General features: G+C 34.4%; 17 protein-coding genes. 13 read left to right on the top strand and 4 right to left on the bottom strand.

Annotated elements, in window-relative coordinates:
• Positions 1-25: 25 nt before the first annotated feature.
• The 3 genes from JQC67_RS00165 to JQC67_RS00175 all read left to right on the top strand — a co-directional run bounded on the left by JQC67_RS00165 (position 26) and on the right by JQC67_RS00175 (position 4,049).
• Complete coding sequence (locus tag JQC67_RS00165; RefSeq protein ID WP_203250849.1) at positions 26-1,165, top strand: PepSY-associated TM helix domain-containing protein; 1,140 nt, start codon at positions 26-28, stop codon at positions 1,163-1,165.
• Positions 1,166-1,465: 300 nt separating this feature from the next.
• Positions 1,466-3,082, top strand: coding sequence for a M28 family metallopeptidase (locus JQC67_RS00170; protein ID WP_238934416.1), 1,617 nt, complete (start codon positions 1,466-1,468; stop codon positions 3,080-3,082).
• Positions 3,083-3,173: 91 nt separating this feature from the next.
• Positions 3,174-4,049, top strand: a complete 876-nt coding sequence (locus JQC67_RS00175; protein WP_203250850.1) for a pirin family protein — start codon at positions 3,174-3,176, stop codon at positions 4,047-4,049.
• 29 nt (positions 4,050-4,078) lie between these two features.
• On the opposite strand, the gene JQC67_RS00180 is transcribed toward JQC67_RS00175, so the two are convergent.
• Positions 4,079-5,632 (bottom strand): M20/M25/M40 family metallo-hydrolase, encoded by a 1,554-nt coding sequence (locus JQC67_RS00180; protein ID WP_203250851.1) that lies wholly within the window; start codon positions 5,630-5,632, stop codon positions 4,079-4,081.
• Between the two features lie 282 nt (positions 5,633-5,914).
• Here JQC67_RS00180 and JQC67_RS00185 point away from each other — a divergent pair, with 282 nt between their 5' ends.
• The 4 genes from JQC67_RS00185 to JQC67_RS00200 all read left to right on the top strand — a co-directional run bounded on the left by JQC67_RS00185 (position 5,915) and on the right by JQC67_RS00200 (position 12,323).
• The gene (locus JQC67_RS00185; RefSeq protein WP_203250852.1) at positions 5,915-7,450 is read left to right on the top strand and encodes a sulfatase family protein; all 1,536 of its coding nucleotides are present in this window, start codon (positions 5,915-5,917) and stop codon (positions 7,448-7,450) included.
• Between the two features lie 10 nt (positions 7,451-7,460).
• Positions 7,461-8,954 (top strand): amidohydrolase family protein, encoded by a 1,494-nt coding sequence (locus JQC67_RS00190; RefSeq protein ID WP_203250853.1) that lies wholly within the window; start codon positions 7,461-7,463, stop codon positions 8,952-8,954.
• A gap of 62 nt (positions 8,955-9,016) precedes the next feature.
• On the top strand, positions 9,017-10,426 hold the full coding sequence (locus JQC67_RS00195; RefSeq protein ID WP_203250854.1) for a BNR-4 repeat-containing protein: 1,410 nt from the start codon (positions 9,017-9,019) through the stop codon (positions 10,424-10,426).
• Positions 10,427-10,541: 115 nt separating this feature from the next.
• Entirely contained in the window at positions 10,542-12,323 is a 1,782-nt protein-coding gene (locus JQC67_RS00200; RefSeq protein WP_203250855.1) for a hypothetical protein, read from the top strand.
• Between the two features lie 2 nt (positions 12,324-12,325).
• Here the strand turns inward: JQC67_RS00200 and pelA are convergent, their stop codons facing one another.
• Positions 12,326-15,118 (bottom strand): pectate lyase, encoded by a 2,793-nt coding sequence (pelA, locus tag JQC67_RS00205; RefSeq protein ID WP_203250856.1) that lies wholly within the window; start codon positions 15,116-15,118, stop codon positions 12,326-12,328.
• A gap of 231 nt (positions 15,119-15,349) precedes the next feature.
• Here pelA and JQC67_RS00210 point away from each other — a divergent pair, with 231 nt between their 5' ends.
• Positions 15,350-16,837: a glycoside hydrolase family 28 protein gene (locus JQC67_RS00210; RefSeq protein WP_203250857.1), complete on the top strand. Its 1,488-nt coding sequence runs from the start codon at positions 15,350-15,352 to the stop codon at positions 16,835-16,837.
• Positions 16,838-16,955: 118 nt separating this feature from the next.
• Positions 16,956-17,903, top strand: coding sequence for an SMP-30/gluconolactonase/LRE family protein (locus tag JQC67_RS00215; protein WP_203250858.1), 948 nt, complete (start codon positions 16,956-16,958; stop codon positions 17,901-17,903).
• Positions 17,904-18,240: 337 nt separating this feature from the next.
• On the opposite strand, the gene JQC67_RS00220 is transcribed toward JQC67_RS00215, so the two are convergent.
• Positions 18,241-18,651 (bottom strand): response regulator, encoded by a 411-nt coding sequence (locus JQC67_RS00220; protein WP_203250859.1) that lies wholly within the window; start codon positions 18,649-18,651, stop codon positions 18,241-18,243.
• A gap of 6 nt (positions 18,652-18,657) precedes the next feature.
• Entirely contained in the window at positions 18,658-20,445 is a 1,788-nt protein-coding gene (locus tag JQC67_RS00225) for a sensor histidine kinase (protein ID WP_203250860.1), read from the bottom strand.
• A gap of 494 nt (positions 20,446-20,939) precedes the next feature.
• On the opposite strand from JQC67_RS00225, the gene JQC67_RS00230 reads away from it, so the two are divergent.
• The 4 genes from JQC67_RS00230 to JQC67_RS00245 all read left to right on the top strand — a co-directional run bounded on the left by JQC67_RS00230 (position 20,940) and on the right by JQC67_RS00245 (position 25,624).
• Complete coding sequence (locus JQC67_RS00230; protein ID WP_203250861.1) at positions 20,940-22,880, top strand: alginate lyase family protein; 1,941 nt, start codon at positions 20,940-20,942, stop codon at positions 22,878-22,880.
• 53 nt (positions 22,881-22,933) lie between these two features.
• Positions 22,934-24,040, top strand: coding sequence for an acyltransferase family protein (locus tag JQC67_RS00235; protein WP_203250862.1), 1,107 nt, complete (start codon positions 22,934-22,936; stop codon positions 24,038-24,040).
• 312 nt (positions 24,041-24,352) lie between these two features.
• Positions 24,353-25,060 carry an SIMPL domain-containing protein gene (locus JQC67_RS00240; RefSeq protein ID WP_238934417.1) on the top strand — a complete coding sequence of 236 codons (708 nt, stop codon included), beginning with the start codon at positions 24,353-24,355 and terminating at the stop codon, positions 25,058-25,060.
• 75 nt (positions 25,061-25,135) lie between these two features.
• Complete coding sequence (locus tag JQC67_RS00245) at positions 25,136-25,624, top strand: hypothetical protein (RefSeq protein ID WP_203250863.1); 489 nt, start codon at positions 25,136-25,138, stop codon at positions 25,622-25,624.
• The last annotated feature ends 7 nt before the right edge of the window (positions 25,625-25,631 follow it).

Consider the following 25,631-nt stretch of genomic DNA (forward strand, 5'->3'; position numbering starts at 1 on the left):
AGTTGCACTTTTTTAATTTTTAGCAATGACATCAAAAAAAATAATACTTCAGTTACATAAAATTTTAGGCCTTACCACAGGTATTGTTGTATTTATTGTTGCAATTACAGGTTGTTGTTGGGCATTTAGAGAAGAAATTGAAAGCCTCTATGATGATTATAAAAAAGTTACCCCACAGAACAGTCCTATTCTAACACCTACCAGAGCAAAAGAGCTTGCCAAGGAAGTTTTTCCAGATAACCATGTGCATGGTACCTTATTCAAAAAAGCAGATGATGCTATAGAAGTTATTTTTTATGATCCAGATCCTGAATTTTATCAAAGTGTTTTTTTAAATCCGTATTCAGGAGAAGTAATTGAAGTAGTCGACCATTTCACAGGTTTTTTTGCATTTATACTCAAAGGTCATATGCGCCTTTGGTTACCCAAAGAAATAGGAGAACAAGTGGTTGGCGCGTCTATCTTAATATTTATTTTAATCATCATTTCAGGTTTTATTTTATGGCTACCTAAAAAGCGGAAAAACATTAAGCAACGTTTAAAATTTGATTGGAAAAAAACCACACGTTGGAAACGTAAAAACTTTGATTTACATACCATAATTGGATTTTACATTTGCTCGCTCGCTTTAATTTTAGCCTTTACTGGCTCAGTAATGTCATACAATTGGCTAAAGTATGTAGTTTATAAATCTACTGGTGGTGAAAAGGAGGCACAATTTATCATTCCAGAAAATACAAGTGAAAAAGGTGAGAATAGTGATATCATGCCAATGGATTTGTTGATTACAAAATTAATGGCAGAATCGCCAGAAGCAAAAAGTTTTGAATTACATTACCCTACCTCAGAAGATCAAAGTATTTACGTAGAAGTAGCAAACAGTGAAGGTTTATATTATGATTCTGATTTTCGCTTTTTTGACCAAAACACTTTAGAAGAAATAGAAACTCCAGGTATTTACGGAAAATATGAAGACGCCAAAGTAGCTGATAAAATATTACGCATGAACTATGACATTCATGTAGGGGCAATTGGTGGTATCGCTGGTAAAATAATTGCATTTTTAATTAGTTTACTAACCGCAACTTTGCCAGTTACAGGGGTAGCACTATGGTACGGTCGGAATTATAAAAAGCAAAAAGCATTAAAAAAGGTAATGGCATAGTTCGCTAACACTACCTAGACTAGGTAATTTAAGCTCATTAGTTTTATAAATAAGAATCCCAAATTCTACACAGAGTCCGCAAAAATTAAGCAAACATCATAGCGATAAAAACCAATAAACATTGTTTTAATTTGGTTATATTTATAGTAGAAAATACGCATTGAAAATTAATTTGCGCCACGTTGGTTATATATAAAAATAGCATCGTAGGTCTATCACTCTCCCCCATTGATATCTTGAATATAATTTACTGAGAATTCGCAATAAACTTTTTACAACAATTCATTTAAAAGATTGATTATGAAACATTACCTGCTATTTTTAGTATTATTACCTTTTATCAGTTGTAAAAATGATAAAAAAAATACTCCCGAATTAGTTGAAGTTAGCCAATCAACTATTGGCCATCATATTGAAAAACTAGCTTCCGATGAATTTCTAGGAAGAAAACCATTTACCGAAGGCGAGGTAAAAACAATAAACTATTTAAAAGAAGAATTTGAAAAACTAGGTCTGCTACCAGGTAACGGAAACAGCTTCTTTCAAAACGTACCAATGGTAGAAATCACAGGTACCCCAACTGAAAAAATGGTTATTTCCGGAATCAATAGCACTTTCAATTTAGACCACTTAAAAGATTTTGTAGCCTCCACAAATAAAACCGAAGCAATGGTAAGTTTAGATAGCTCTAATCTTGTATTTGCAGGGTACGGAATTGTTGCTCCAGAATATGATTGGAATGATTATGAAGGTATTGATTGGAAAGGTAAAACCGCTGTAGTTTTAATTAATGACCCCGGTTTTAAATCTGGTGATTCAACCCTATTTAAAGGTAATGAAATGACCTATTATGGTCGATGGACCTACAAGTATGAAGAAGCTGCCCGACAAGGTGCAGATGGGCTTATTATCATTCATGATACAGAGCCAGCCTCTTATGGTTGGAATGTGATTGAATCTGGTTTTAGTGGCTCAAAATTAATTATTGAGAGCGATTTACCACTTTTAAATGTTGAGTCATGGATTAGTGGCGAAAGTGCACAAAGAATATTTGAAGCTTCAGCAATGAAAGGGCAAGATTTTAAAAACCTTGCTAGAAATAAAGGCTTTAAACCCATTCCGTTAGATTTAGATGTTTCTGTTGCTATTCAAGTAAAAACAAAAAAGGATGTTTCTAAAAATGTAATTGCAGTTGTACCTGGTACTGATAGAAAAGATGAATATATTATTTACTCTGCACATTGGGATCATTTTGGTGTAGGCAAAGCAATTGATGGCGATTCTATATATAATGGAGCCGTAGATAATGCCTCAGGCACCGCAGGTCTGTTAGCAATTGCTGAAGCTTTCAAGAAAAGTAATAGCACAAAACGATCTATTGTATTTATGGCACTTACCGCAGAAGAGCAAGGTTTATTGGGTTCTGCTTATTATGCCGAAAACCCAATTTTTGAACCAAATAAAACAGTTGCAAATATTAATATTGATGCTTTGGCCAGTCCAGGAAAAATGAAAGATTTAACCATTACAGGATACGGCCATTCTGAAATGGATGAATATGCTGAGGAAGCAGCTCTTACACAGGATCGATACATAATTCCGGATCCAGATTCTGAAAAAGGCTATTTCTTTAGATCGGATCACTTTAATTTTGCTAAAATTGGTATTCCTGCTATGTACGCAAGTGGCTCATACGAAGGTTTTGATTATAGTATTGAGAAAATAAAAGAGCTTAAAAATTATTATCTTATCAATAACTACCATCAACCATCAGATGAATTTAATCCAGAAACGACAGAATTAAGCGGGGTACAATTAGACTTACAATTATTTTTTAATGTGGGTTTGAAAATAGCAAATGAAGATTATTTTCCGAAATGGTATGAGGGAAGTGAATTTAAAGCGGCTCGAGATTAACCTTTTTTTGGTCAACTTTTTCTGTACATAGTATCTTCTACATTGAACAACTTAAAAATGTAATTGCTACTATTAAAAAGTATAACTTTTTATGGCAAATAATAAACTTTTGGTAGATGAACGACAAACCGATCTTGGTAATTTCATGGTCGGAAGATTACTACCATTTCGAAAAAAACGGCAAGTAGGTCCTTTTACATTCATTGACCATATGGGACCTGCAAAACTAGGAAATGGAAAGTATATTGATGTTGACCAGCATCCACATATTGGGTTATCTACACTAACTTATCTTTATGAAGGAGAAATAGAACATCGAGATAGTATTGGCAGTAATCAAATTATAAGACCTGGCGATGTAGGTTTTATGACATCAGGTAAAGGTGTAACACACACAGAAAGAACACCACAATATAGAAGAAACGGCGAGGAATTTACAGCACACGGTTATCAAATATGGGTAGCATTGCCAAAAAATATGGAGGAGATAAATCCTCATTTTAATTATTATCCTAGTACTGAAATTCCAACGTGGCAAACAGATACACTTACCTTCAGACTAGTTGCTGGAAATGCGTTTGGAAAATCAGCTCCGCTACAAGGGTATTCGCCACTTTTTATGGTAGATATATTTGCAAAAAAAGCCACCACTTTAAAACTTAAGGGACAAATAAAAGGAGATGTAGCATTGGTTATTGTAAAAGGTACAATTACTAACGAAGAACAAAAAGTTACAGCGGGTCAGATGTTGATTAGTAAAACAAATGACGAATGTGAAATTTGTTTAGATGCTAATACACAATTATTACTTTTCGGTGGTGAACCTCTACCCCAAGAACATTTTCTTCTTTGGAATTTTGTTTCGCACAGCAAGGATCGTTTAAAACTAGCAAAAGAAGATTGGATAAATAAAAAATTCCCTAAAGTTGAAGGTGATAAAACATATATCCCTTTTCCTAAACTATAATTGAAGGTAAAGATTAGGGTTAACAATGCTTAATCTTCTCTAGGCAATCGCGTATCTCGTTGCGCAATTTGATACACGAGTGCCGCAATTACAGTTGCATTAATCATCATATCGCGTTCTGGAACATACTCCAAAGCGTCTAAATTAGTATGATGCGTTACTGTCTGATAGTTCAACATATCTTGAATAATTTGAAAACCCGGAATCTTATAATAATCAAAGACATCATGATCCGTAAAATCGGTGTTTTCAATGGTTAAATTATTAACGTCTAAATGTGCATAAGGTGCTAACATTTCTTCAAAAATAGGTCGCACTGCTTCGTTACCTTGTAAATAGATGCCTCGCATTTGTCCAGCACCATTATCCATATTCAAATAGGCAGAAATTTTTTCAACCTCCTTTTTTCTAGCAGTCTCATTTACTTTACCATAATGTTTTTCTGCGTAGGCCAAAGAACCTATAAACACTTGCTCCTCACCTCCCCATAAAGCAATTCTAATGGTTCGTTTAGGTTTTAAACCAGATGCTTTAATAATACGCATTACTTCCATCATAACAGCGGAACCAGCACCATTATCTGTTGCTCCAGAGGCCGGATGCCAAGAATCAAAATGTGCACCAATCATAACAACTTCATCTTTTAATTTTGGATCAGAACCAGTAATTTCACCTATAATATTTACATTATTTTCCGGTTTTAAATAGAGTTCAGAATCTAAATGAAATTTAATTTTCGGAGTAATATCTCTTTTAACTAAACGTGACAATTTTCCGAAACTTTCTGGAGAAATTGCAAAATATGGAATTGGTTTTGCATCACTTTGTTTGTAATTGTAGGTACCGCTCGGATGAACAATACCTGGAAAAAGCGGTGTTGTTCCTAGAATATTCAATGCTCCTTCTGATTTTAAGAAGGCAAAAAAGGCATCATTCTTTCGCAAAAGACCTTGGGTAAAAAGCTTTAAATCTCTAATTAAATTTACATCACCTGCAGACACTCCTAAAGACTTGTTAGGTACTGGAATAATTGATTTTTTAGCTTCTTCGATTTGGTCTTTGGTATGACGCACAGATAGTGGGTCAAATAACATATTCTGTTTAGGTGTTGACCCTATAAGTATCGTCTTTCCTTGCAATTTACCACTCCATTGTTTTTTCACTTCTTCTAAATCGGCATGACTTTCAATCCAAATTAAATCACCTATTTGCACACCGTTTGAACTTTCTGTCCACGCGTAAGGATAGGCCTGAATTTTCATATAAGCAGGCGCTGTCATTTCTACATTAAAAGAGTTCACTTCCCAACCCATACAGTCATCACAATAATTTTCATAATACACTTTATCGGCTCCCCAATCTTCTAAAGTTTTCTTGGCCCACTCCGCCGCTGTGTAATATTGATTTGTGCCAGTTAAACGTGGACCATAAACATCTGACAAATCACTAATAAGATTCATGACTTGCGATTTCTGAAAGCCTTCTGTATTTATCTTAGCCAGTGCTTGTGCTTTTGTTTGACTAATTGAAGAATATCCAATAAAAAGAAATATGGTAAGTAGAAGATTCGTATTGATTTTCATAATGTAAATATGTTTAGGCTTGATAATATCGTATTGAATTTAACAAAGTAAAATGAAAACGCAACGGTATTTTTGTATTATTACAGACAGTTATCTATTTCAGAATTCTAAGCAAAGAATAATCAATTTGTAATAACTAAATTAGTACATATTAAAAACCTACTCTTTATAAAAGTATGATTAGTCCTTATTTTGTCTAAAGAATATGAAAATACCACAATGAAATTTAGCACCCTGTTTTTTTTAGCAATTATAGTAACTGTGGTAAGTTGTCAAAAAAATATGCAAGAACAAAAGAGACCAAACATTCTTTTTGCTATAAGTGATGATCAATCATTTTTTCATACAAGTTTTGAAGGTTCAAATTTTGTGAACACCCCTGCTTTTGATAGAGTGGCACGTGAAGGTGTTTATTTTTCAAATTGTTACGCAGGTTCCCCAGGGTGTGCACCTTCAAGAAGTTCAATAATTACGGGTCGACATCATTGGCAAAATGAACAGTCTGGTCAACACGCTTCTGCATGGTTAAAAAAGTTTGTTCCGTTCACTGATTTAATTCAAAATAATGGTTATTCAATTGGAAGAACAGGCAAAGGAATAGGCCCTTTTCAGTACGCTGAAAATGCAGAAGATTCACTTTGGCGAAAAACTAATGCTGCCGGAATTGAGCATAGTACTATACTATATAATGAAGATGACGATGAACGTTTTGCAAAAGGAATAAGTAAAACCAACTATTTTGAAAACTTTAAATATTTCGTAGAAAATAGTACAGCGGATAAGCCATTTTTTTTCTGGTATGGTGGTAAAGAACCACACCGCACCTACGAAAAAGGTTCTTGGAAAAAAATGTCTAAAAAGTTGGCAGATGTAGATGTACCTGAATTTCTTCCAGATAACGAGGAAATTCGCGGAGATCTTTTAGACTACGCAGTTGAGATTGAATGGTTTGATTTTCATCTTCAAAGAATGTTAGAATATTTAGAAAAAATTGGAGAATTAGAAAACACAATTGTTATTGTTACAGCTGATAACGGAATGCCTTTTCCTAGGGCAAAAGCAAACAGTTATGAATATGGTGTTCATGTTCCGCTCGCTATTCGTTATCCTAAAGAATTCCCGCAAAATAAAACCATCAAAAACCCTATTAGTTTTATTGACATAGCTCCAACAATTCTAGAAATCACTAATACATCACCTCAAGGAATGCTACCAATTACGGGAAACAGCATGCTAGATATCTTAAAAGCTAAAAAAGTCGATGCAATCGAAAATGCTGTTTTTTCTGGAAGAGAACGCCATTCTTCATCAAGGCATTTAAATTGGGGCTATCCTCAAAGAGCAATCAGAAAAGGAGATTACCTCTTTATTTGGAATATAGAATCAGACAGATGGCCCGCAGGTGCTCCACAAAAATTTGACCCAAATGATTCAACACAATTACTGCCAATACACGGTTTAGATAAAAATAAAAGATTTATTGCTGATGGTGCATATACAGATATTGATGATTGCCCAACCAAGACGTACCTCATCGAAAATTTTGATAATGAAACTACACAAACCTATTTTGAATGGGCGGTTAGCAAACGACCAGAATATGAACTTTACAATGTTTTAGAAGACCCCTCTTGTTTAAAGAACCTAGCAGGAAAACCCGAATTTGATACAATTGAAACAGATTTAAATAAGCAGTTAGTACGTGAATTAAAAAACACAAACGACCCGCGTATTGTTGGTCCGGACACAGCAGTTTTTGACAGCTATAAAAGGTATTCTCGTATGCGACGTTTTCCAAAACCTGAACAATTGAACTAAAGATATTTTCATGAAACAAATTCTTTTAGGGGTCATTTTACTTAGCGTTTTTTCCTGTAAAACTGAACGAGAACAATTAAATCTTTCGCAGGGTCTCCACATTTCTAACGTTACAATTATTACTACGGAAGATGGAAATTATAATCCGTACATAGGCCATATTATTGTTGATAACGACTCAATTGTTTTAGTGAGTAAAAACGAACCTCATATTAAAGGAAACTATGAAAAGATTGATGGTACAGGTAAGTTTATAATCCCCGGTTTAATTGATAGTCACGTTCATATTACAGAGGTACAAGGAATGCTTCCGCATCATATGGAAAAATACCCGGAACTCACCAAAGAATTTAATAGTCAAATGCCTCGAAGCTATTTGTACTATGGTTTTACTACACTTATTAATCTTGGTGGAATATCAGAAGAACAAATAGCCTCATTTAATTCACAACCAGCCAAACCCGATTTGTTTCATACTGGTAATTCAGGTGCACCAGTTGCAAATGGTTACCCAATGAATTTCGCGCCTGAAGAATTTCGATTTGAAGCAGCGCCAAATTTCATATACTTAGAAAGTGAAGCAGCTAATACACCAGATAAATTTGAACCTTCAAATCACACACCAAAAGCAGTTGTTGAACGCATAAAAAAATCTGGTGCAATTGCAGTTAAGTCATATTTCGAATCAGGTTTTAGAGGAATGCCAAAATTACCAGTACCTACAAAAGGCATTATGTCCAATTTACAAGAAGAAACACGTTCAAATGGTCTAGTATTAATTGTTCATGGCAATTCGCTTGAATCACACTCTTTTTTATCTGATGTAGGCGTTGATGTTTTAGCACATGGCTTATGGAATTGGGAAAAGTATAAAGATGTACCAACAGATTCGTTGCCTTTAGAAATTAAGCAAACCTTAGATTTACAAATTCAAAAACAAATTGGCTACATGCCCACTTTAACAGTTATTGCAGGCGAAGAAGCCTTAGCTGATGATGATTTTTTTAAACAACATGAATTAAAAAAAGTTGTGCCTCAAAAGTTACTTGATTGGTATAAAACTGAAGAAGGTCAATGGTTTGCAAAAGAGCTTTTTGGTGAATATAGTGCCGCTGAAGTACACGAAATTTATGGAAATATTCAAGCACATGCCATGCTTGCTTTAAAATATCTTTCATATAACAATGGGTTACTTTTATTTGGCACAGATACGCCGTCTGCACCAACATATGGTAATCAACCAGGAATTAATGGATTTTGGGAACTAAGATTAATGGAAGAAGCTGGTGTACCATTAGATAAAATTCTTTCATCAGCAACTATTAATAATGCCAAAATGTTTCATTTAGACGCGAGTATCGGTTCATTAACAAAAGGAAAAAAAGCAAACATGTTACTTCTTGAAAAAAATCCGTTACAAAATATTAATGCTTATAATACAATTGAAAACATATTTATTGGCGGAAAAAACATTAAAAGGACCGATTTAGAAGTAAAACAATAACGCTATTTCATTTGCAAACAACACCCAAAGAATTCAACATAAGATTTTAAAACAAATAATATATGAACATCAGTACAAATCAAAATATAAAACTTATACTACTAATTTTCATTCTGTTTGTTACAGGTAATATATATTGCCAAAAATCTTCAAATAAAAAAATTGACGGTTATAAAGGGCTGTGGTTTGAGTTAAATCAAAAATATGAACATGGCGACAAGTATTCTGGTGCGCTTGCAACCTATACCGCTAAACACACCCCATTAGCAATCTATGCAAAAGAAGTTGATAAAACATTCTTTGTGTATGGTGGAACAACTTTAGAAGACAAAAAATACCTATTGTGTATGATAGGTGAGTTTAATCATAAAACAGGTATGGTATCAAAACCTACTATTGTTTATGATAAACTAGGCGTTGATGATCCACATGACAACCCTTCAATTTTGATAGACGACGAAGGTTATATTTGGGTTTTTGTAAGCGGCAGAGGTAAAAGACGTTTAGGTTTTAAATACAAAAGCAAAGCTCCATATTCAATTGATGAATTCTCACAGGTAACGGAAGAGGAAATGACCTATCCACAACCGTGGAATACTGAATATGGTTTTTTTCATTTCTTTACTAAATATACTGGTGTTCGTCAATTGTATTTTGAAACAAGCACCGATGGTGTGAACTGGACAGCTGACAAAATGCTTGCCGCAATACCCGAAAATGAAGGTGAAAAATCAGGACACTATCAAGTAAGTAACACCTATAATAATAAAGTTGTAGCAACCTTTTTTAACAGGCATCCTAACGGAAATGTAGACAAGCGGACAGACCTGTATTATGTGCAATCAAGTGACTTTGGTAATACTTGGACAAACATCGATAACAATAAATTACAGTTACCAATTAACAAACAAGACAACCCTGCAAGAATTATTGACTATGCATCGCAAGGCAAAAATGTATACATGAAAGACATGAGCTTTGATGCTAAGGGAAACCCAGTTTGTTTATATATTAGAAGCAATGGTCACGAACCTGGTCCTAAAAGTGCACCCTATGAGTGGTGTGTAACAAAATGGGATGGACAAAAATGGCACACATCAGTTGTTACAACATCAGACCACAATTATGACATGGGAAGCCTTTACGTTTCAGAAGATGAATGGAATATTGTTGGACCTACAGAAATAGGAGCACAAGAATGGGGCGTTGGTGGTGAAATTGCACTATGGCAATCGAAAGACAAAGGTCTTACATGGAATAAAACAAAAACACTAACAGAGGGTAGTACGTTTAGTCATTCTTATGTTCGTAAGCCAGTTGATTATAAAGCTCCATTTTCATTTTTCTGGGCTGATGGTCATTCTCATGATTTTAGTAAATCAAAACTCTATTTTGGAGCCTTCAATGGTGATATATGGCAACTTCCATATGACATGACTACTGATTTTGAAAAACCAATTAAAATAAAATGATGTTGCTATAACATTTACAAGTATAGTAAATCTAGGAGTTCGTATTTTCGTTTATTTTCGTTATCATTGTATTTATTTGCGTTTATGCGCAAAAACGATATTTATTGATACAACTATGAAATCATTCCTATTCACAACATTAGTCATTATTACTTTAAGTTTTCAAACGCTTAATGCGCAAGAAGCATTACCTGAAAACAATACAGCATTTTCTCATTGGTTAAAAAAACATATTCCCGATACATATCAAAACGCAACTTTTGATCATCATAATGATTGGCTTCAAGTTCACATTCCTGATCAAAAGCTTACCATCAGTTGGGGAAAAGTTACATCAACACAAACAGTTTTAAAAGATGTTGAAGGACTTACTGAAAATGAATCAATTTTTATTGGTAAAAAAAGTAAAGAAGCTTGGACGGAACTACCAAATGTAAAGTACTACCCAGGCATAGGTTACTATATTTCGAAATACAAATCTGCTACAATGGGTAGTTTTAAAGTAAGACCATTAACTATAATTCAGTTTAGCGGAAAATCAAAAAGATTCGTAAACCAAATGGTAAGTGCCCTTACCAAAAACCCAACAAAAAATGAAGATGAATATATGTACTGGCTAAAAGAGTACATACATACTGAATACCCAAACCTAACTGTAGATTACCACGGTGCATGGTATCAATCTGTTATTCCCACATTAGAACTTACAGTTACCTGGGGTACCATGGATAAATCTAAAATGCCAATTAAAGATTTACACGGTGTTCGAGAAGACAAGTCTTTTTTCATAGAAAAGGCAACCGATGAAGGTTGGCAATCAGATGCTAACATACATCACACAGCCGGTGTTGGTTATTATATATCAAAATATGATGCTGCTAGCATGGGTAATTTTGAAGTTGGTGATATTTGTGTAATTCAGTTTAATGGCGATGCTAAAGCATTTGTTGATTCAATGACTAAAGCATGGCAATCACTTAATCTCTCAACACAAGGGATTACTGAACCCGCAGCTGGCATAGGTTATTCTCCATATCCCGAAAATGTAGTTGTCACCAAAGTTCAGCATTTTGATAATAGTTGCTGGAAGATAGCTGCTGCTGGTGGCACATGGTATTTTGAAAATGGAGAAACCAACGGTAAATCAGGATTCAATAGTGCCTTTGACCAAGCAGGAAATGACTGGATTGGCAATGATGCAGACAAGGGCTATAATAAATCATCGAGCAAAGGAGGTAAACACGAATATCGCGGCTGGCCCAATTTTGGAGAGGGTAACTTTAATCATCCACAGCGAGAGAGTAATTCAACCTCTCACTGGGTTAATGAAGAAGGCACTCCAATAACATTTACAGACAAATTAGAAGGTGACCATTTAATTATGAGAACTTCAAATGACACCTATGAATTAGAATATCACTTCTACCCTACCCATGCTGCTATCAAAGTTTTAAAAGCAGATGACAAATATGCGTTTTTATTTGAAGGTCCCATTGGTGGTGAACAAGAAGCATCAGTAGAAAAAGACTACTACGTATTAAAAGATGGTATACACAGAGAGGTAAAAGCAGGAGGATTGGGTTACTTAGAACCAGAATTTGGCAATAAATTTCCCTCCCCATTCTTTTATTTAGCGGATAGTGACCCAAAAGATACTCAAGTTTTTTATGCAGCAGTTAAAAATGTTGGACCAGAAACTGCTGGTGATGAAGGTTGGCGGCAAGGTGATAATATGGTTATCTTTAGTTTCGGAAGAGATGAAGACAAAAGAGCTTATACAGGTACAGAAGCCATTTCAGTTTTCGGATTTTACGAAAAAACTGAACATGAAAAAATATCAAAGTTCATTGAATCTAAACTAGAAAATCCTTTTCAGTCCGCTAAAAAAGAAAACTAAAACTATTCTTTTTGTGTAATTACAAAGTGATCTATATTGGTCAATCCTTCGTCCCCGAGTGCATTTAAACGAATTGTATTTGGTCCAGATTTTAGCTCTATTGGCATGTTTATAGTTGTCCATTGGGTCCATGCTTTTGTAGAAACAAAATCGTCTATAGAAGAATTAGCTACGACGCCATTAACTACAAGTTGTGCCGAACGTACATCTTTTTTTCCGTGTACATATCTAATTCCTAAATTGTGCGGACCTGCTTTTGGAGAATCAAATGCCACTTCAATATAACTTCCTTTTTCGTTTTTTGTATCCACATAACCCTCCCCAGTGAAGCCACTGTGATTCGCATCAATTTGTGCAATAAAATTCCAACAACTATGATGGTCTTCCTTTCCTGTAAACCTTCCATCTTCAGCTTCTAATACTTCTATATTTGCCGCCATACCCTGTGCAACATCTCGAACCTCAGCAACTTTTATATAATCCATATTAGGCAAGCCACCATCATTAATAGCACTCAATCGAATTACATTTTTACCAGCTTTAAGTTGTACAAGAACAACATCAGTTTTCCAACCCGCTAAAGCTTCAGTTTGCGGCATAGCAAGAGTTGCTACTGAAGCACCATTTACCCATAATGCACCCGGCCTGAGGTCTTTTTTAATATGCGTATATCGAACTGTGATACGATGCGGACCAGTCCATTTTGCATCATAATCCACTTCAATATAACTACCTATTTCATTTTTTGTATCTACTATACCTCGGCCAGAATGTGTTGAATGTGGAGCATCACTAAGCATAATATTATGCCAACAACTATGACGATCTATATGACCTGTAAACACCCCCTTTTCTGCTTCAATAATTAATGGAACCATAGCATTCGCAGACATATCTTCATCTACATTAGTTTTATCATTGCTTTCTTTAGATGACGATTTAGTAGACGATTTTTTACTTTTTTTTTGACTTTTTAACCAATTCGGGTATTCACTATCTAACAAATCAGCTGCCCAATACCCATTATAACCATAACCACTACGACGTTCATATCCAATTTCCGAAAAATCATATCGAAAAACAGAATCTCGATCAAGATATAGTGGTCGGTTTGTTTCAAGTTCGTAAAAGCGTGCCCAAAGTAATGGTGCTTTTTTATCAGGAACTAATTTACGATCAGTGCGCCCATCAGGATTTTTAACTTTATCAAGTCGAACCCCTTTTATTGCTACTTTCCGCAACCATGAAACACCCCCTTTTATTGCTTCTTTAATTTCATCCGATGGATTTTCAATGGACATAAGAAATCTAATAATATCAACTGTTTCTCCACCAGAAAGTGAAGGTGGTTCATACGCTCGTGCCCAAGCAGGTTCTAACGTATTTTCATCATGCTGCGCACACCACGCCGTACGTTTACCTTTTTGTATCACCTGTGTATTAAGTATACAATCAATACCAAGATCAACAGCTGCTTTGGCTTTTTCACGACGCTTGTCATCAACAAAAGCATAATGGGGTTCACCGTCCGCTACACCTTTAAGTAGCTTCATGACCCGAATCATTGCTTCATCATTATAGGTTATTCTTGAATAATAAGCATCACCTCTTAGGGGCCAAAATTGAGGCCAACCACCATTGGAATATTGGGCAGCAAACAAATAATCTAGACCACGTAAAAAAGAAGCTCGATAATCAAATGTATCGGTGGCTGCTGCTACGCGTGCAAGAAACTCCATCGGTAAGGTAGTCGCATTATTATCCAAACTATTAATTCGTCCGTCACCATCAGCAGGATAATCCCCAGCAGTTAAGGGAGCCCGAGCTAAGTCTGTACTTTTTGGCCACCCACCTTGATACGATTGATATTTAATAACATTATCAGCAATTGAACGTGCTTCTTGAGACGCGTACCACGCAGCATCATGATTAAGAATATCTGTACTCCATAGTTTAACCATTCCCACACCTGATGTAAATGGATCTGCAAGAAAACCTTCAACAAGTGCCGTAATTTCATTATGTTTTCGTTTGGCAGATGTAAAACCGATAATACAAATATGCTCATTTCCGCTCATCCCAAATACCTGATATTTTTGATCCGCACCTGTTCGTCCAAAACCATACAAATCCATATTATGAATATTACCTGGACGAAATTGACGGTGGTTTTCATTTGGTGCGTCATCATTGGGTGATTTTGCAAAAAAGAGAATATCCTTAGATTTTGGATCACCTATATAAATCATTTCAGGTGTAAAATCATTAAACTCCCCTGCTACAGTTGGAATATGTTTTTTACCATCCGGAGTTACAAAATAATCTTCGGCGTCAGCAGTTCCTCCAGGCACACATTCAAGAAGAAAGTTATAATCGCCTTCTGACTTAAGTACCTTGATAGCAACACGGTCTGCAAAAAAGTAATACTGAAATGTAAAAGTGCCATTGCTAGATTCTAAAATCACCAACTCCCCCTCAGTTTTCCCATCTACAATTGTGGTCGTAGATTTACTATCACGACCTGCATGACCAAAATTACCCACGCTGTTCGGAAATCCACGAAAATCACCATTAGGCCCTGGTGGCAAATAAGACGCTATCCAATCATTTCCTTCAGAGTCAATAAAACTCTTAAAACCTGACACTCCATTATCCTTTTCAAAATAAACAGTGCCCATAGGCATTTCTATCTTGTAACAGCCCACGCCTTTCCATTCAACTTCACTCAGTTTTACACTTTGCGCTTGCATTGTAGCAGCTAAGAATATACCAATTACAAAAAGTTTAATTTTCATTTTACACGTCTTAAACATTAAAAGTTACCTGCAGTAAAAGTCACAATTGACTTTCAAATATTTCAATTCAGTCTACATTAGCATACTAAAATAGAAGAAATTAGCAAGTAAAAATAAATAATCGAAATTATAAAGATAGAAAAATGGAATAGATTGTTATTTTTATCAAAATGAAGCATTACACAGTGCTTTAATTAGCAAACACCTAATGCAAACCCAAAATGTATTCGCATGAAAAAATCAAGTCTAATTGTCATACTATTAATTCTATCACAAACCGTTAGGGGCCAGTTTCAAACACCACGTTCAAGCAAACCTTTTTTGAACAAAAGTCAAGTTGGGGCAAAAGCGATGCCAGAAGAGATTGCACCAATTATTGCTCCATTTGATATGCCACAGCTACAAAAACCTAAATTCTCGGCATACACTATTAACATAACAAGCATGGGCGCCAGTCCCAAAAAAAAGGCAACAAAGCACATTCAGAATGCAATAGACAAAGTCAGTAAACGCGGTGGAGGAACTGTAATTGTTCCGGCAGGAATCTGGAAAACATCACGAATTCATCTTAAAAGTAATGTGAATTTACATCTTCAAGAAGGTGCCGAACTGCACGTAGGTGGTGAAATAGAAGATTTTTTACCTGCAGTTTTTACCCGTGTAGAAGGTATTGAAGTAATGTCTAGCGGTGGTTTCATTTATGCACATAAGGCTGAAAATATTGCGCTGACAGGGAAAGGTAAAATTGTTGGACCAGAATTAAACGCTCCTGTTCGAACTGCCAAAAATGCGCCAGGGGTTGTTGAAAATGCAATCGATCAAAATTCTCCAGTAAAAGACAGAATACATGATGGTCACAAAGGGCGTTTCTTTTACAAACCAAAATCAATTTGTTTGGTTGAATGCAAGAATGTATTAATTGAAGGTATTACGATAGAACGCAGCGTTACGTGGAATGTGACACCTATTTACTGTGATGGTGTAATTATCCGAGGCATCACAGTAAACTCTGTTGGAATACCTACTGGAGATGGTATAGACATAGAATCATCACGTAATGTATTGATAGAATATGCAACACTAAATAATGGTGATGATTGTTTTACAATGAAATCTGGGCGTGATAAAGATGGTATCCGAGTAGACAGACCTACAGAAAACATTGTTGTTCGCTACTGTTTGTCAGAAGCAGGTCACGGTGCAATAACCACAGGAAGTGAAACCGCAGGGTGGATTCGTAACATTTATCTACACGATTGCATTTTTGATGGTACAGATCGCGGTTTTCGTTTTAAAACAAGACGCCCACGTGGTGGCGGTGTTGAGAACATTTTTTACGAAAGAGTTGAAATGAACATTCGTAGAAACGCATTAGAATGGGATCTTTTAGGTAGTAGAACCTACGTGGGTAAACTGGCAGACCGACTACCCAAATTACCAATAAACGAGCTCACACCTGTTTATCGAAATATATTTTTTAGAGATGTAAAAATCAATACTCTTGAAAAATTCATAGTTGCTAAATGTATTCCTGAAATACCACTAACAAATGTTGTTATGGAAAATATGGATGTAACGAGTGGCGAATTAATTTTAATGCGCGATGTCAAAGATTTTGTGATTCGCAATTCAACCATCAGAACTAAAGACCAAAACATGGAAATTATTGAAGGACAAAATGTGCTTTTTGATAATGTGAACATACTATATCAAGAATAAAATATCTATTATATTAAGAGGTTTATATTGTAGTAAAAAAACATATTTAAAGAATATTGTATTTTAGTGGAGTTACAATCGAAATATTTGATTTAGAAGAACTTAAAAAAATAGAAAAATGAAAAACGTAGTAACTAAATTAATTAATCGCCCAAGGCACATGATAATTGGCATTGCGATCGCTATGCTATTTATTTCTTCAGCGTGCACAGCACAATCTGAAATTAAATTTCCGGTAGACGTAGGGGTAAAACCAGAAAGTATTACCAAAGGATTTAATGACAACTATTATGTCACAGTAATGAATGGTGCAGAAAAAGGAGATGCACACATAGTTGAGATTTCTAAAAATGGGGTAAAAGTATTTGCAAAGGGTTTTGATGATCCAAAAGGAATTGTCTTTTTAGATAATCATCTTTACTTTTCAGATGTCACTCGTGTTTGGAAAGTTGATAAAGATGGAAACGCAAGTATTTTCATTGATAAAGAAAAATTTCCTGCAGAAGTATTGTACTTAAATGATGTTGCAGTAGATGCTGATGGCAAAGGAATTTATGTTGTAGATATGGGTGACACTAAGTATATGCGTGATGAAAATAATAAGTTATGGCCACTAGATAGTGAACAAGCAAAGTTAGTACCACAATCAGGGCGTATTTATCATGTTAGTTTAGAAGGTAAAGCAACAATAGTTCAAGACACATCGCCATTAATGCTGAACCCCAATGGTGTTGGCGTTGACAACAATGGCGATATCATGGTAGGCGCTTTTTTCCTTGGAAATTTCTTGGTGAAACGCGATGGAGAATTAACACCATTAAAAGGTCTATTTAGAGGCGCAGATGCAGTTGAACAAGATAGTAAAGGCAATTATTACGTAAGTAGTTGGGCGGAAGGTAAAGTCTGGAAAATTGATGCAAAAACTCAAGAAATAACCATATTAATAGAAGGATTAATAACTGCAGCCGACTTTTACTTGGAAGAAGAAAAAGGACGATTATTATTACCAGATATGATGGCAGGTAAAATCTATAATGTAAGTCTCACTACAACAAAGGATAATTAAGTTCTTGTAGTTGTAGAAGAGAAAAGTGATATAAAAAATTCATCTGTTGAAAATATTGGCAAGTACAATGTGCCTCATATGAAGACTTTAGATTTTTACTTTTCCAAGACAAGTAAATGAAGTTTTACGCAATTACAATTAATGGCTGAATATCTTACATAATTGTTCTTATGTATTTGTTTGAACAAACAAATACATAAGAACAGTTTTATTTTTTACACATACTACAAAAAAAAGCAAACAAAATACGATTTGCTAGCTACTACTTTTTAAACACTTATTTAAATCTTAACTGAATAAAAGAAAATCATTATACAAAAGTATTTCATTAGATTTTTCACCAATTCTCATGATAGATTTCAGTGAAAATTTCTGCTAATTTATCTTCATGAATTGGTTTAATAACATAACCCGTCAAATCTTCAAAATCAGCCGCTCTTTTCTTGTCCTTATCCATCATTGAAGAGCTTACCATATAAATATTTATATGATTTTCAATTTTAGATTTAAGCTTTTTAAATTCAGAAAGAAAACCCCATCCGTCTAAAAAGGGCATGTTTATGTCTAAAAAAATTACCTGTGGTAGGTCTATTTGTTTTTCAGTACACGCCGTAATAAATTCCACCGCTTGCTCCCCATCAGTAAAAGAATTCACTACTAAATCTTGAGTTAAACTTTTAATGGTTTTTTCCATTAAAAAAAGATAAATCTCATCGTCATCAACTAATAAAATGTTGGATTTTTTCATCGCTTTTTAAAATATAATTTTAAATGTTATACCCTTACCTACTTCGCTTTGAACAGTAATACTTGCATCTAGGGCATCTAAGTGAGATTTCACTAAAAATAGTCCCATACCTTTTCCTGAAATATTTCTATGAAATCTTTTGTACAGTTTAAAAAGATTATCACCGTGCATTTCAAGGTTTAGGCCCGTGCCGTTATCGCGTATGTACAAAACTTTACTTTTATCTTCATAGGCAGTTTCAAACTCAATATATGAAGTGCTATTATTTTTTCTATATTTAATTGCATTCGACATCAAATTTTGAATTATACTTTTTAAGTAAAATTTAGAGAATTGCACATTGCGCCAAGCTTCTGGTTTTACAATTACTTCAAATGTTTTATGACCCAAAAGCGTTTCGGAAAAATCATTTTTCACTTCATCAATTAAAGAAAATAAGTCTACATCATCAACCTTAATTTCTGAATTATCAATTATCGAAACGTATTCATTAATATCTTGTGACAGGTTTAGAATACTAGTGGTAACTTGTTCTAACTTTGGATAAAGCAAGCTTAACTTTTCGGGTTCTTTTTCGTTCTTCATCATTTCAATAAGCACCGACATGGTTGTAACCGGAGACCTTAGATTATGAGACACCAAATAATTAAATTCACTTAACTGTCTATTACGCATTTCTAGACGATGATTTATATCTTTTATAACGGAATTATTTTCTAGTAGCTGATTGCTTTTTTCGGTCAATAGTATATTTTTATTTTCTACTTCAAGATAAAATTGGTCTTTCTGCGCTCTTTTCTTTTCATAGATATAACTAATTGCTAATAATAAAATAATTGCACAAAAATTGAACATAACAAAGCCTTGATAGCTATTTAAAATATAAGCGTTAATTAGACTAGGTGGGTTTTCCATAACCATTACCCAATTTGAAGGGGTAATTATTTCTGAAGAGGAATTGACTACAGAACTAAAGTTAAAGGTTGTTTTATTTAAAATTACCGGATGAAAACTCCAAATATGATTGTTGCTTAAATAGGTTGTATCCTTCTCATAAATGGTATTATTGGACGCAAAGATATCATCCATTGAACTATTCTTAGTTTTAAATTCATAGGGTACATCTTCTTTAAATAAACTTGATGTTATTATTCTATGAGATTCATCTAACAGGTAAATATTATTACCCGCTATTTGCGACTTTATTTTATCAAGTACCCGTTTCATTTTAAAATTGATAACTACTAAACCTATTTTTTTATGGTTCGCATCATAAATTGGTGCCACCGTTCTAATTACCGGTTTATGGGGGTTTTCGATAATTCCATTTTCTCTATTCAAACTTATTTGAGATAGATACAATTGACCTTGTTTCAGAGCAAGTCCTGCTTTAACATAGTCTCGATCTTGCTTATCTTGTAATGAGTCTGGCTCTATTGAAGTAGATCTCTTTCGTATTACCCTATAAAACTCTTTTCCTGTCAAATCTAAAAAGCGAAACTGGTCATAATCAGTAATGCCATTTATAAGCTCAAGGTAGGGCTTCATAAAATCTTCATGATTTCCTATCGGATCAAAATCTAAGGGATATTTAATAGTAGACCAATAATAGGTATCACGCAGAAAAGTATAACACTGTTCTTGTAAGTAATTTTTCTTCAGTTCTGTATCACGCTGCTGATATTGCGACAAATTTCGTATTTGTTCTTTCTTTTGTGAATACAGAAGAAATAACGAAAGTGCCAATAAAGGTAGATATAGACTTATAAAAATTTTAAAAACTCTTTTCCACATAAAAACTCATTTAGAGTTTCATTTTCAATAGTAATCATGTAGGGGGAAAAGCATAAAACCTACTCTAAGGTAGTAAAATTTCCTACGCACGGGGGTGATTAAAAATAGTTTAATTAAAAAGTATTAAAACTATTTCTGCTATTATCCTTCTTAAGCCTGTAAATCTTTAGGGCTAAGCAAAAAACACATACTTAATCCCTATTTAATACATTTAACATAGACCTTGTTAAAACTCAATATTCTAAATTTTTAAGACCTATTTGAATTTTAGCTGCTTCTTTTTGAAATTCATACAGGTTAAATCATAAATTAATTGCTTTTGCACCCCAATTTTAGAAAATCTTCACGAACTTTCAATTCCATTTTAACCATTGTCTCATTAGGCACTAAATCAAATCATACAAAGATTATAGTATGAGGTTTTAAGTCATCACCTTTTCAATAAATATGAGGGCATTGTATTAATTGAATATGTAATATTAGTAATCAACTAAATGAATTTTTTAAACACAATTAAAGCTCAACTAGTAATCACTTTTTTAGGTTTATCATCAATAATGGCCTTTTGCCAGACCACTAGTTTTGAAAATGAAACGCAAACTCTAATTAGTCGATTAGATTCAGTATTAGTAGAAAGTATAGTTTCCAATCAAGATAATTCTTCCGCCAGTGCTAAAGATCTACTTGAATATTATAAAACTCGAAACAGTGTAAAACATCCCATCAATAGAAAATCAGAAAATACTAGAATCACAGAAAAGGAGTTAAAATATGCTACTGATGCATTAGAACATGTATTTGTTGGGCAGCCTGCCTACCCCGCTCATTTTTGTGGTGATGATATTAATTGGAATTCAAGACCTGTGCCTGATAAAGAATGGGTTTGGCAGCTGAACCGAATGTATTTCTGGAATGCTATGGGAAAGGTTTATGCGGATACAAATGATGAACGCTACGCAAAAGAATGGTGCGCGCAATTGATAGATTGGACACAAAAAAACCCACGTGATATAGATCACGACTATGCTTGGCGATCGATTGAAGCAGGAATAAGAGGGCGAAGTTGGACCGGCTTATTTCAACAATTTCTTTCATCTGAACACTTCACAAAAGAAGTACTCGTCGCTTTTCTTAATAGTTGTTATGACCACGCTGAGTTTTTAATGACGAAGTACAGTTCAGGAAGCAATTGGAGTCTTATGGAAGCTGAAGGCTTGGCATTTATTGCATTTACTTTTCCTGAATTTAAGAATTCAGAACAATGGAAAACTGAAGCTTTACGTAGATTTAGCATTGAAATAAACAAGCAAGTATATACTGATGGCCATCAAAGAGAATTAGCCATGGGATATCATATTGGGTGTATTAATTGGTTTTACCGAACGTACGATTTGGCGAAACTAAATGGTGTTCAAGATGCTTTTCCACTTTCGTTTATTTCTACATTAGAAAAAATGTGCGAAGTACCCATGAAAATCTGTCTACCTGATGGTACCAATGCCCAGTTTGGAGATTCTTGGGCCGGGCAACCCGGGCAACATTCAAATTCATTTCAAAAATGGTCGAAGCTTTTTAATAGAGAAGATTTTCTTTATATGGCAAGTGATGGAGAAAAAGGACTTATGCCTGAAAAAACAGCATATGCTTTAAAAGAGAGTGGAATTTATTCTCTGAGAAGTGGATGGAACAATGATGCTGTATGTATGGTTTTAAAAAATGGTGAAGACGGCGGTGCACATTGTCAACCTGATAACGGTACGTTTACTTTATATGCTGGCGGAAGAACTTTAATGCCAGATTCAGGAAGTTACATTTACAGTGGAAACCCCGAAGGGCGCAATTGGTTTCGACAAACTAAGGCACATCAAACACTAACTTTAGACGGCAAAAATTCTGCATTTGCTCCTACATTATTGAAATGGCAACCTGGTACTGATTTAGATATTCTGGTTGTAGAAAATGAGAGCTATGCGAATCTTACACATCGTCGGTTTGTGTTTTTTATTGATAAGAAATATTTTGTAATTGTTGATGAGGCAATAGGAACAGCAATAGGAGACGTAAATATTCATTTTCAACTTGCCCCTGGTAATGCTATTTTTAATTCAAGTGATTTTTCAGTACGTTCTGATTTTAATGATGGATGGAATGTTTTTGTCCGTAGTACAAAACAAAAAGGGCTTTCGCTGAATGAAGAAGAAGGAAAGGTTTCTTTTAAATACACTGAAAAAGAATCTCGACCTGCCTTTAGTTATAATTTAAAGAAAACAAATGAACAGCAAAATATACGATTTGCGACCATTGTTGCTCCTTATGAAAACGAAATTCCAGATATAAAAATTAAACGCATTAATAGCTCCGGAAATAATTCGAATAAGCTGCAAATTTTACTAAACGAAAAAGGTATAGAGCGAATTATAAATTGTGAATTGTGAAGTGTCAATTGAACAGCCTAAAGTAGAATTAAACTTAAAGAACCACCAAAACTATGTCGGAAAAACCAAAACAACGCCTGCTATCTTTAGACGTATTAAGAGGATTTGATATGCTTTTTATCGCCGGCGGCGGAACCTTTCTCACCTTGTTACACGGGAAGACAGATATGCCTTGGGTTGATGCAATTGCCAATCAATTAGAACATGTACCGTGGAATGGATTCGTATTTTATGATTTTATTTTTCCGCTTTTCTTATTTATGACCGGTGTATCGCTTTCATTTTCGCTCAGTAGAGGCGTTTCAAAAGGTATACCCAAAAAGAAATTGTACAGAAAAGTATTCATTCGAATGGTGGTACTAATTTTATTAGGAATTTTATATAAAAACAGTCCATTTCCATATTTTGAACCCTCCAAAATTCGATTGGGTAGTGTTTTAGGTAGAATTGGTATTGCTGGTTTTGTAGCGGCCTTACTGTATCTCAATTTTTCGCTTGTCAAACGAGTTTACTGGATTGCTGGTATTCTTTTAATCTATTATGCTGCAATGTTCTTGGTACCAGTGCCCGGGTATGGCGCTGGCGACTTATCATTTGAAGGTAATTTAGTAGGATGGTTTGATCGCACATTTCTACCCGGTCGCCTTCATCAAGTTACCTATGACGAACTTGGTATTTTGACTACTTTTCCTGCAGTTTGCATTGCTATTTTTGGAAGTCTAGCCGGTGATATACTTCGTAATAAATCAACCGAAAATAAGAAGACATTAACCTTAGTTGGTATTGGGCTAATTTGTGTGGTAATCGGTTTGATATGGAATCTGCACTTTCCGATAAATAAACGACTGTGGTCAAGTTCTTTCATTGTATTAACAAGCGGACTCGGGTTTTTAATACTGGCGTTATTCTATTGGATTATTGATGTAAAAGGGTATCAAAAATGGACTTTCTTTTTCAAAGTAATTGGTCTCAATTCACTTGTAATATACTTTGCCTTTCGGTTTATACGCTTTTCGTATACCTCAGAACAATTGTTTGGCGGCCTTTATGCGCCACTACCCGAGCAATGGCATGAAGTGATTAATGCATTAGGTGGAGTGGTTTTAATCTGGTTATTACTATACATACTTTACAAGAAAAAAATCTTTGTCAAAGTTTAATAGGTGTTAGAAATTGGCCAAAGTCTTTGCTAGCAAAAAAGCTGGGGTTTACATGTGAAGTCGTCAAATTATTAAATTCGGCGTCACTTTTAAATGCAAAGCCGTTCAACAATGGCCGCACTTAATTGGTCAGTTCTCAACTGTGCTATCCAATTTAGCACATTAAGAAAAAATTCACCATCCAAAGACTACAGACAATTTGACAAAGCCTTATCGTCTTTTTTTTCTTATTTGTATCTTCGATACAGAACCTCCAAAAAATTCGGAGCTTCATTAACGCTGCATTATGCAACTATTAAAATTTAAGACATCATGAAAATTGACTGGTTAAAAACCTTAATATTTTGTATTTCAATTGTCATTGCCGGGTTTTTTATTGGAAACATGCACAAAACTGGCAAACAATATGACCGCTTTGTACAAGTAAAAGGGCTTTCTGAACGTGAAGTAAATGCTGATTTAGCGGTTTGGCCAATTAACATTACCCTTACAGCAAATGACCTTAACGCTCTCAAAAACAATATTGAAAAGCAAAATGATGAAGTATACGATTTTTTTATTGCTCAAGGATTTGAAAAGAATGAACTAACTAAAGGTAGCACCAATATTAATGATGTGCGCGCCGATATATATAATTCTAATTTTCGGAACAACGATTTCAGATATTTAGCTAAATCAGAGTTTACGGTTAGAACAAATGATATTAACAAGCTTCAAAAATCGCTTTCTGAATACTTGACACTAATGTCAAAAGGAATTTTACTCGGATCTAAGAATACATGGAGGCCCATTGAGTATATTTTCACAGGATTAAATGATCTTAAACCTTCAATGATTGAAGAAGCTACCAAAAATGCTAGAGAAGTTGCAGAAAAATTTGCACGTGATTCTGATTCTCAGGTCGGGGAAATTAGGATGGCAAGACAAGGCCTTTTTTCAATTAATGATAGAGATGAAAACACCCCGCAAATTAAAATGGTGAGGGTGGTTTCTACCATAGACTTTCAATTGAAAGATTAAACTTTAATTCGTGTTGAATGCATTAGGCACACTACTCTGTGTTTAATATTAAAGAATTAAACCAAAAATAAAAATTTGAATAAAAAAGAAATTTTTTGGTTAGTTGGAACTATCGTAATTGTGTTAGTTTTGATTCTTATCTTTTTTGGGATAGACGGGTTTAATATTAACTCAACCTTTGATATTAATATTCATGACACCTATTTTGTTATTTCCAATATTCATTTGATATTTCTATTATCAGTTTCGCTTTTTTTTACGATTTATTTTATTAGAACAATTCGAAATAGATTTAAGAATATGACGGTAAACTTAGTGCTAATAATTGCTACGATTTTGTTTACAATAGCGCTGGGAAAAACTATTACAATGTTAGGTTTTTTTAGTGGACCAACCATTAATGTCTCCATTGTTGAAAGTGAAAATGTGGTTAAAAATGGATTGAAAGTTATATCGCAAATTCTGTTTACAGTCCAAATTGCACTTTTAGTGCTGCTTGCTTATTTTGGATTCAGAACCGGACGAAATTACAACTCGAAAAAAACTAAGCTTAACAATACTTAAGCACATT

It is taken from the genome of Aurantibacter crassamenti (genome assembly GCF_016811105.1).
In the GTDB taxonomy this organism is placed as follows: domain Bacteria; phylum Bacteroidota; class Bacteroidia; order Flavobacteriales; family Flavobacteriaceae; genus Aurantibacter_A; species Aurantibacter_A crassamenti.

Excerpts from the sequence above, each read along its gene's own strand:
- JQC67_RS00215 (WP_203250858.1), top strand. The coding sequence starts at position 16,956 with ATGAAAAACGTAGTAACTAAATTAATTAATCGCCCAAGGCACATGATA.
- JQC67_RS00230 (WP_203250861.1), top strand. The coding sequence starts at position 20,940 with ATGAATTTTTTAAACACAATTAAAGCTCAACTAGTAATCACTTTTTTA.
- JQC67_RS00235 (WP_203250862.1), top strand. The coding sequence starts at position 22,934 with ATGTCGGAAAAACCAAAACAACGCCTGCTATCTTTAGACGTATTAAGA.
- JQC67_RS00165 (WP_203250849.1), top strand. The coding sequence starts at position 26 with ATGACATCAAAAAAAATAATACTTCAGTTACATAAAATTTTAGGCCTT.
- JQC67_RS00225 (WP_203250860.1), bottom strand. The coding sequence starts at position 20,445 with ATGTGGAAAAGAGTTTTTAAAATTTTTATAAGTCTATATCTACCTTTA.
- pelA (WP_203250856.1), bottom strand. The coding sequence starts at position 15,118 with ATGAAAATTAAACTTTTTGTAATTGGTATATTCTTAGCTGCTACAATG.
- JQC67_RS00240 (WP_238934417.1), top strand. The coding sequence starts at position 24,353 with ATGAAAATTGACTGGTTAAAAACCTTAATATTTTGTATTTCAATTGTC.
- JQC67_RS00180 (WP_203250851.1), bottom strand. The coding sequence starts at position 5,632 with ATGAAAATCAATACGAATCTTCTACTTACCATATTTCTTTTTATTGGA.
- JQC67_RS00185 (WP_203250852.1), top strand. The coding sequence starts at position 5,915 with ATGCAAGAACAAAAGAGACCAAACATTCTTTTTGCTATAAGTGATGAT.
- JQC67_RS00195 (WP_203250854.1), top strand. The coding sequence starts at position 9,017 with ATGAACATCAGTACAAATCAAAATATAAAACTTATACTACTAATTTTC.
- JQC67_RS00200 (WP_203250855.1), top strand. The coding sequence starts at position 10,542 with ATGAAATCATTCCTATTCACAACATTAGTCATTATTACTTTAAGTTTT.
- JQC67_RS00175 (WP_203250850.1), top strand. The coding sequence starts at position 3,174 with ATGGCAAATAATAAACTTTTGGTAGATGAACGACAAACCGATCTTGGT.
- JQC67_RS00210 (WP_203250857.1), top strand. The coding sequence starts at position 15,350 with ATGAAAAAATCAAGTCTAATTGTCATACTATTAATTCTATCACAAACC.
- JQC67_RS00220 (WP_203250859.1), bottom strand. The coding sequence starts at position 18,651 with ATGAAAAAATCCAACATTTTATTAGTTGATGACGATGAGATTTATCTT.
- JQC67_RS00170 (WP_238934416.1), top strand. The coding sequence starts at position 1,466 with ATGAAACATTACCTGCTATTTTTAGTATTATTACCTTTTATCAGTTGT.
- JQC67_RS00190 (WP_203250853.1), top strand. The coding sequence starts at position 7,461 with ATGAAACAAATTCTTTTAGGGGTCATTTTACTTAGCGTTTTTTCCTGT.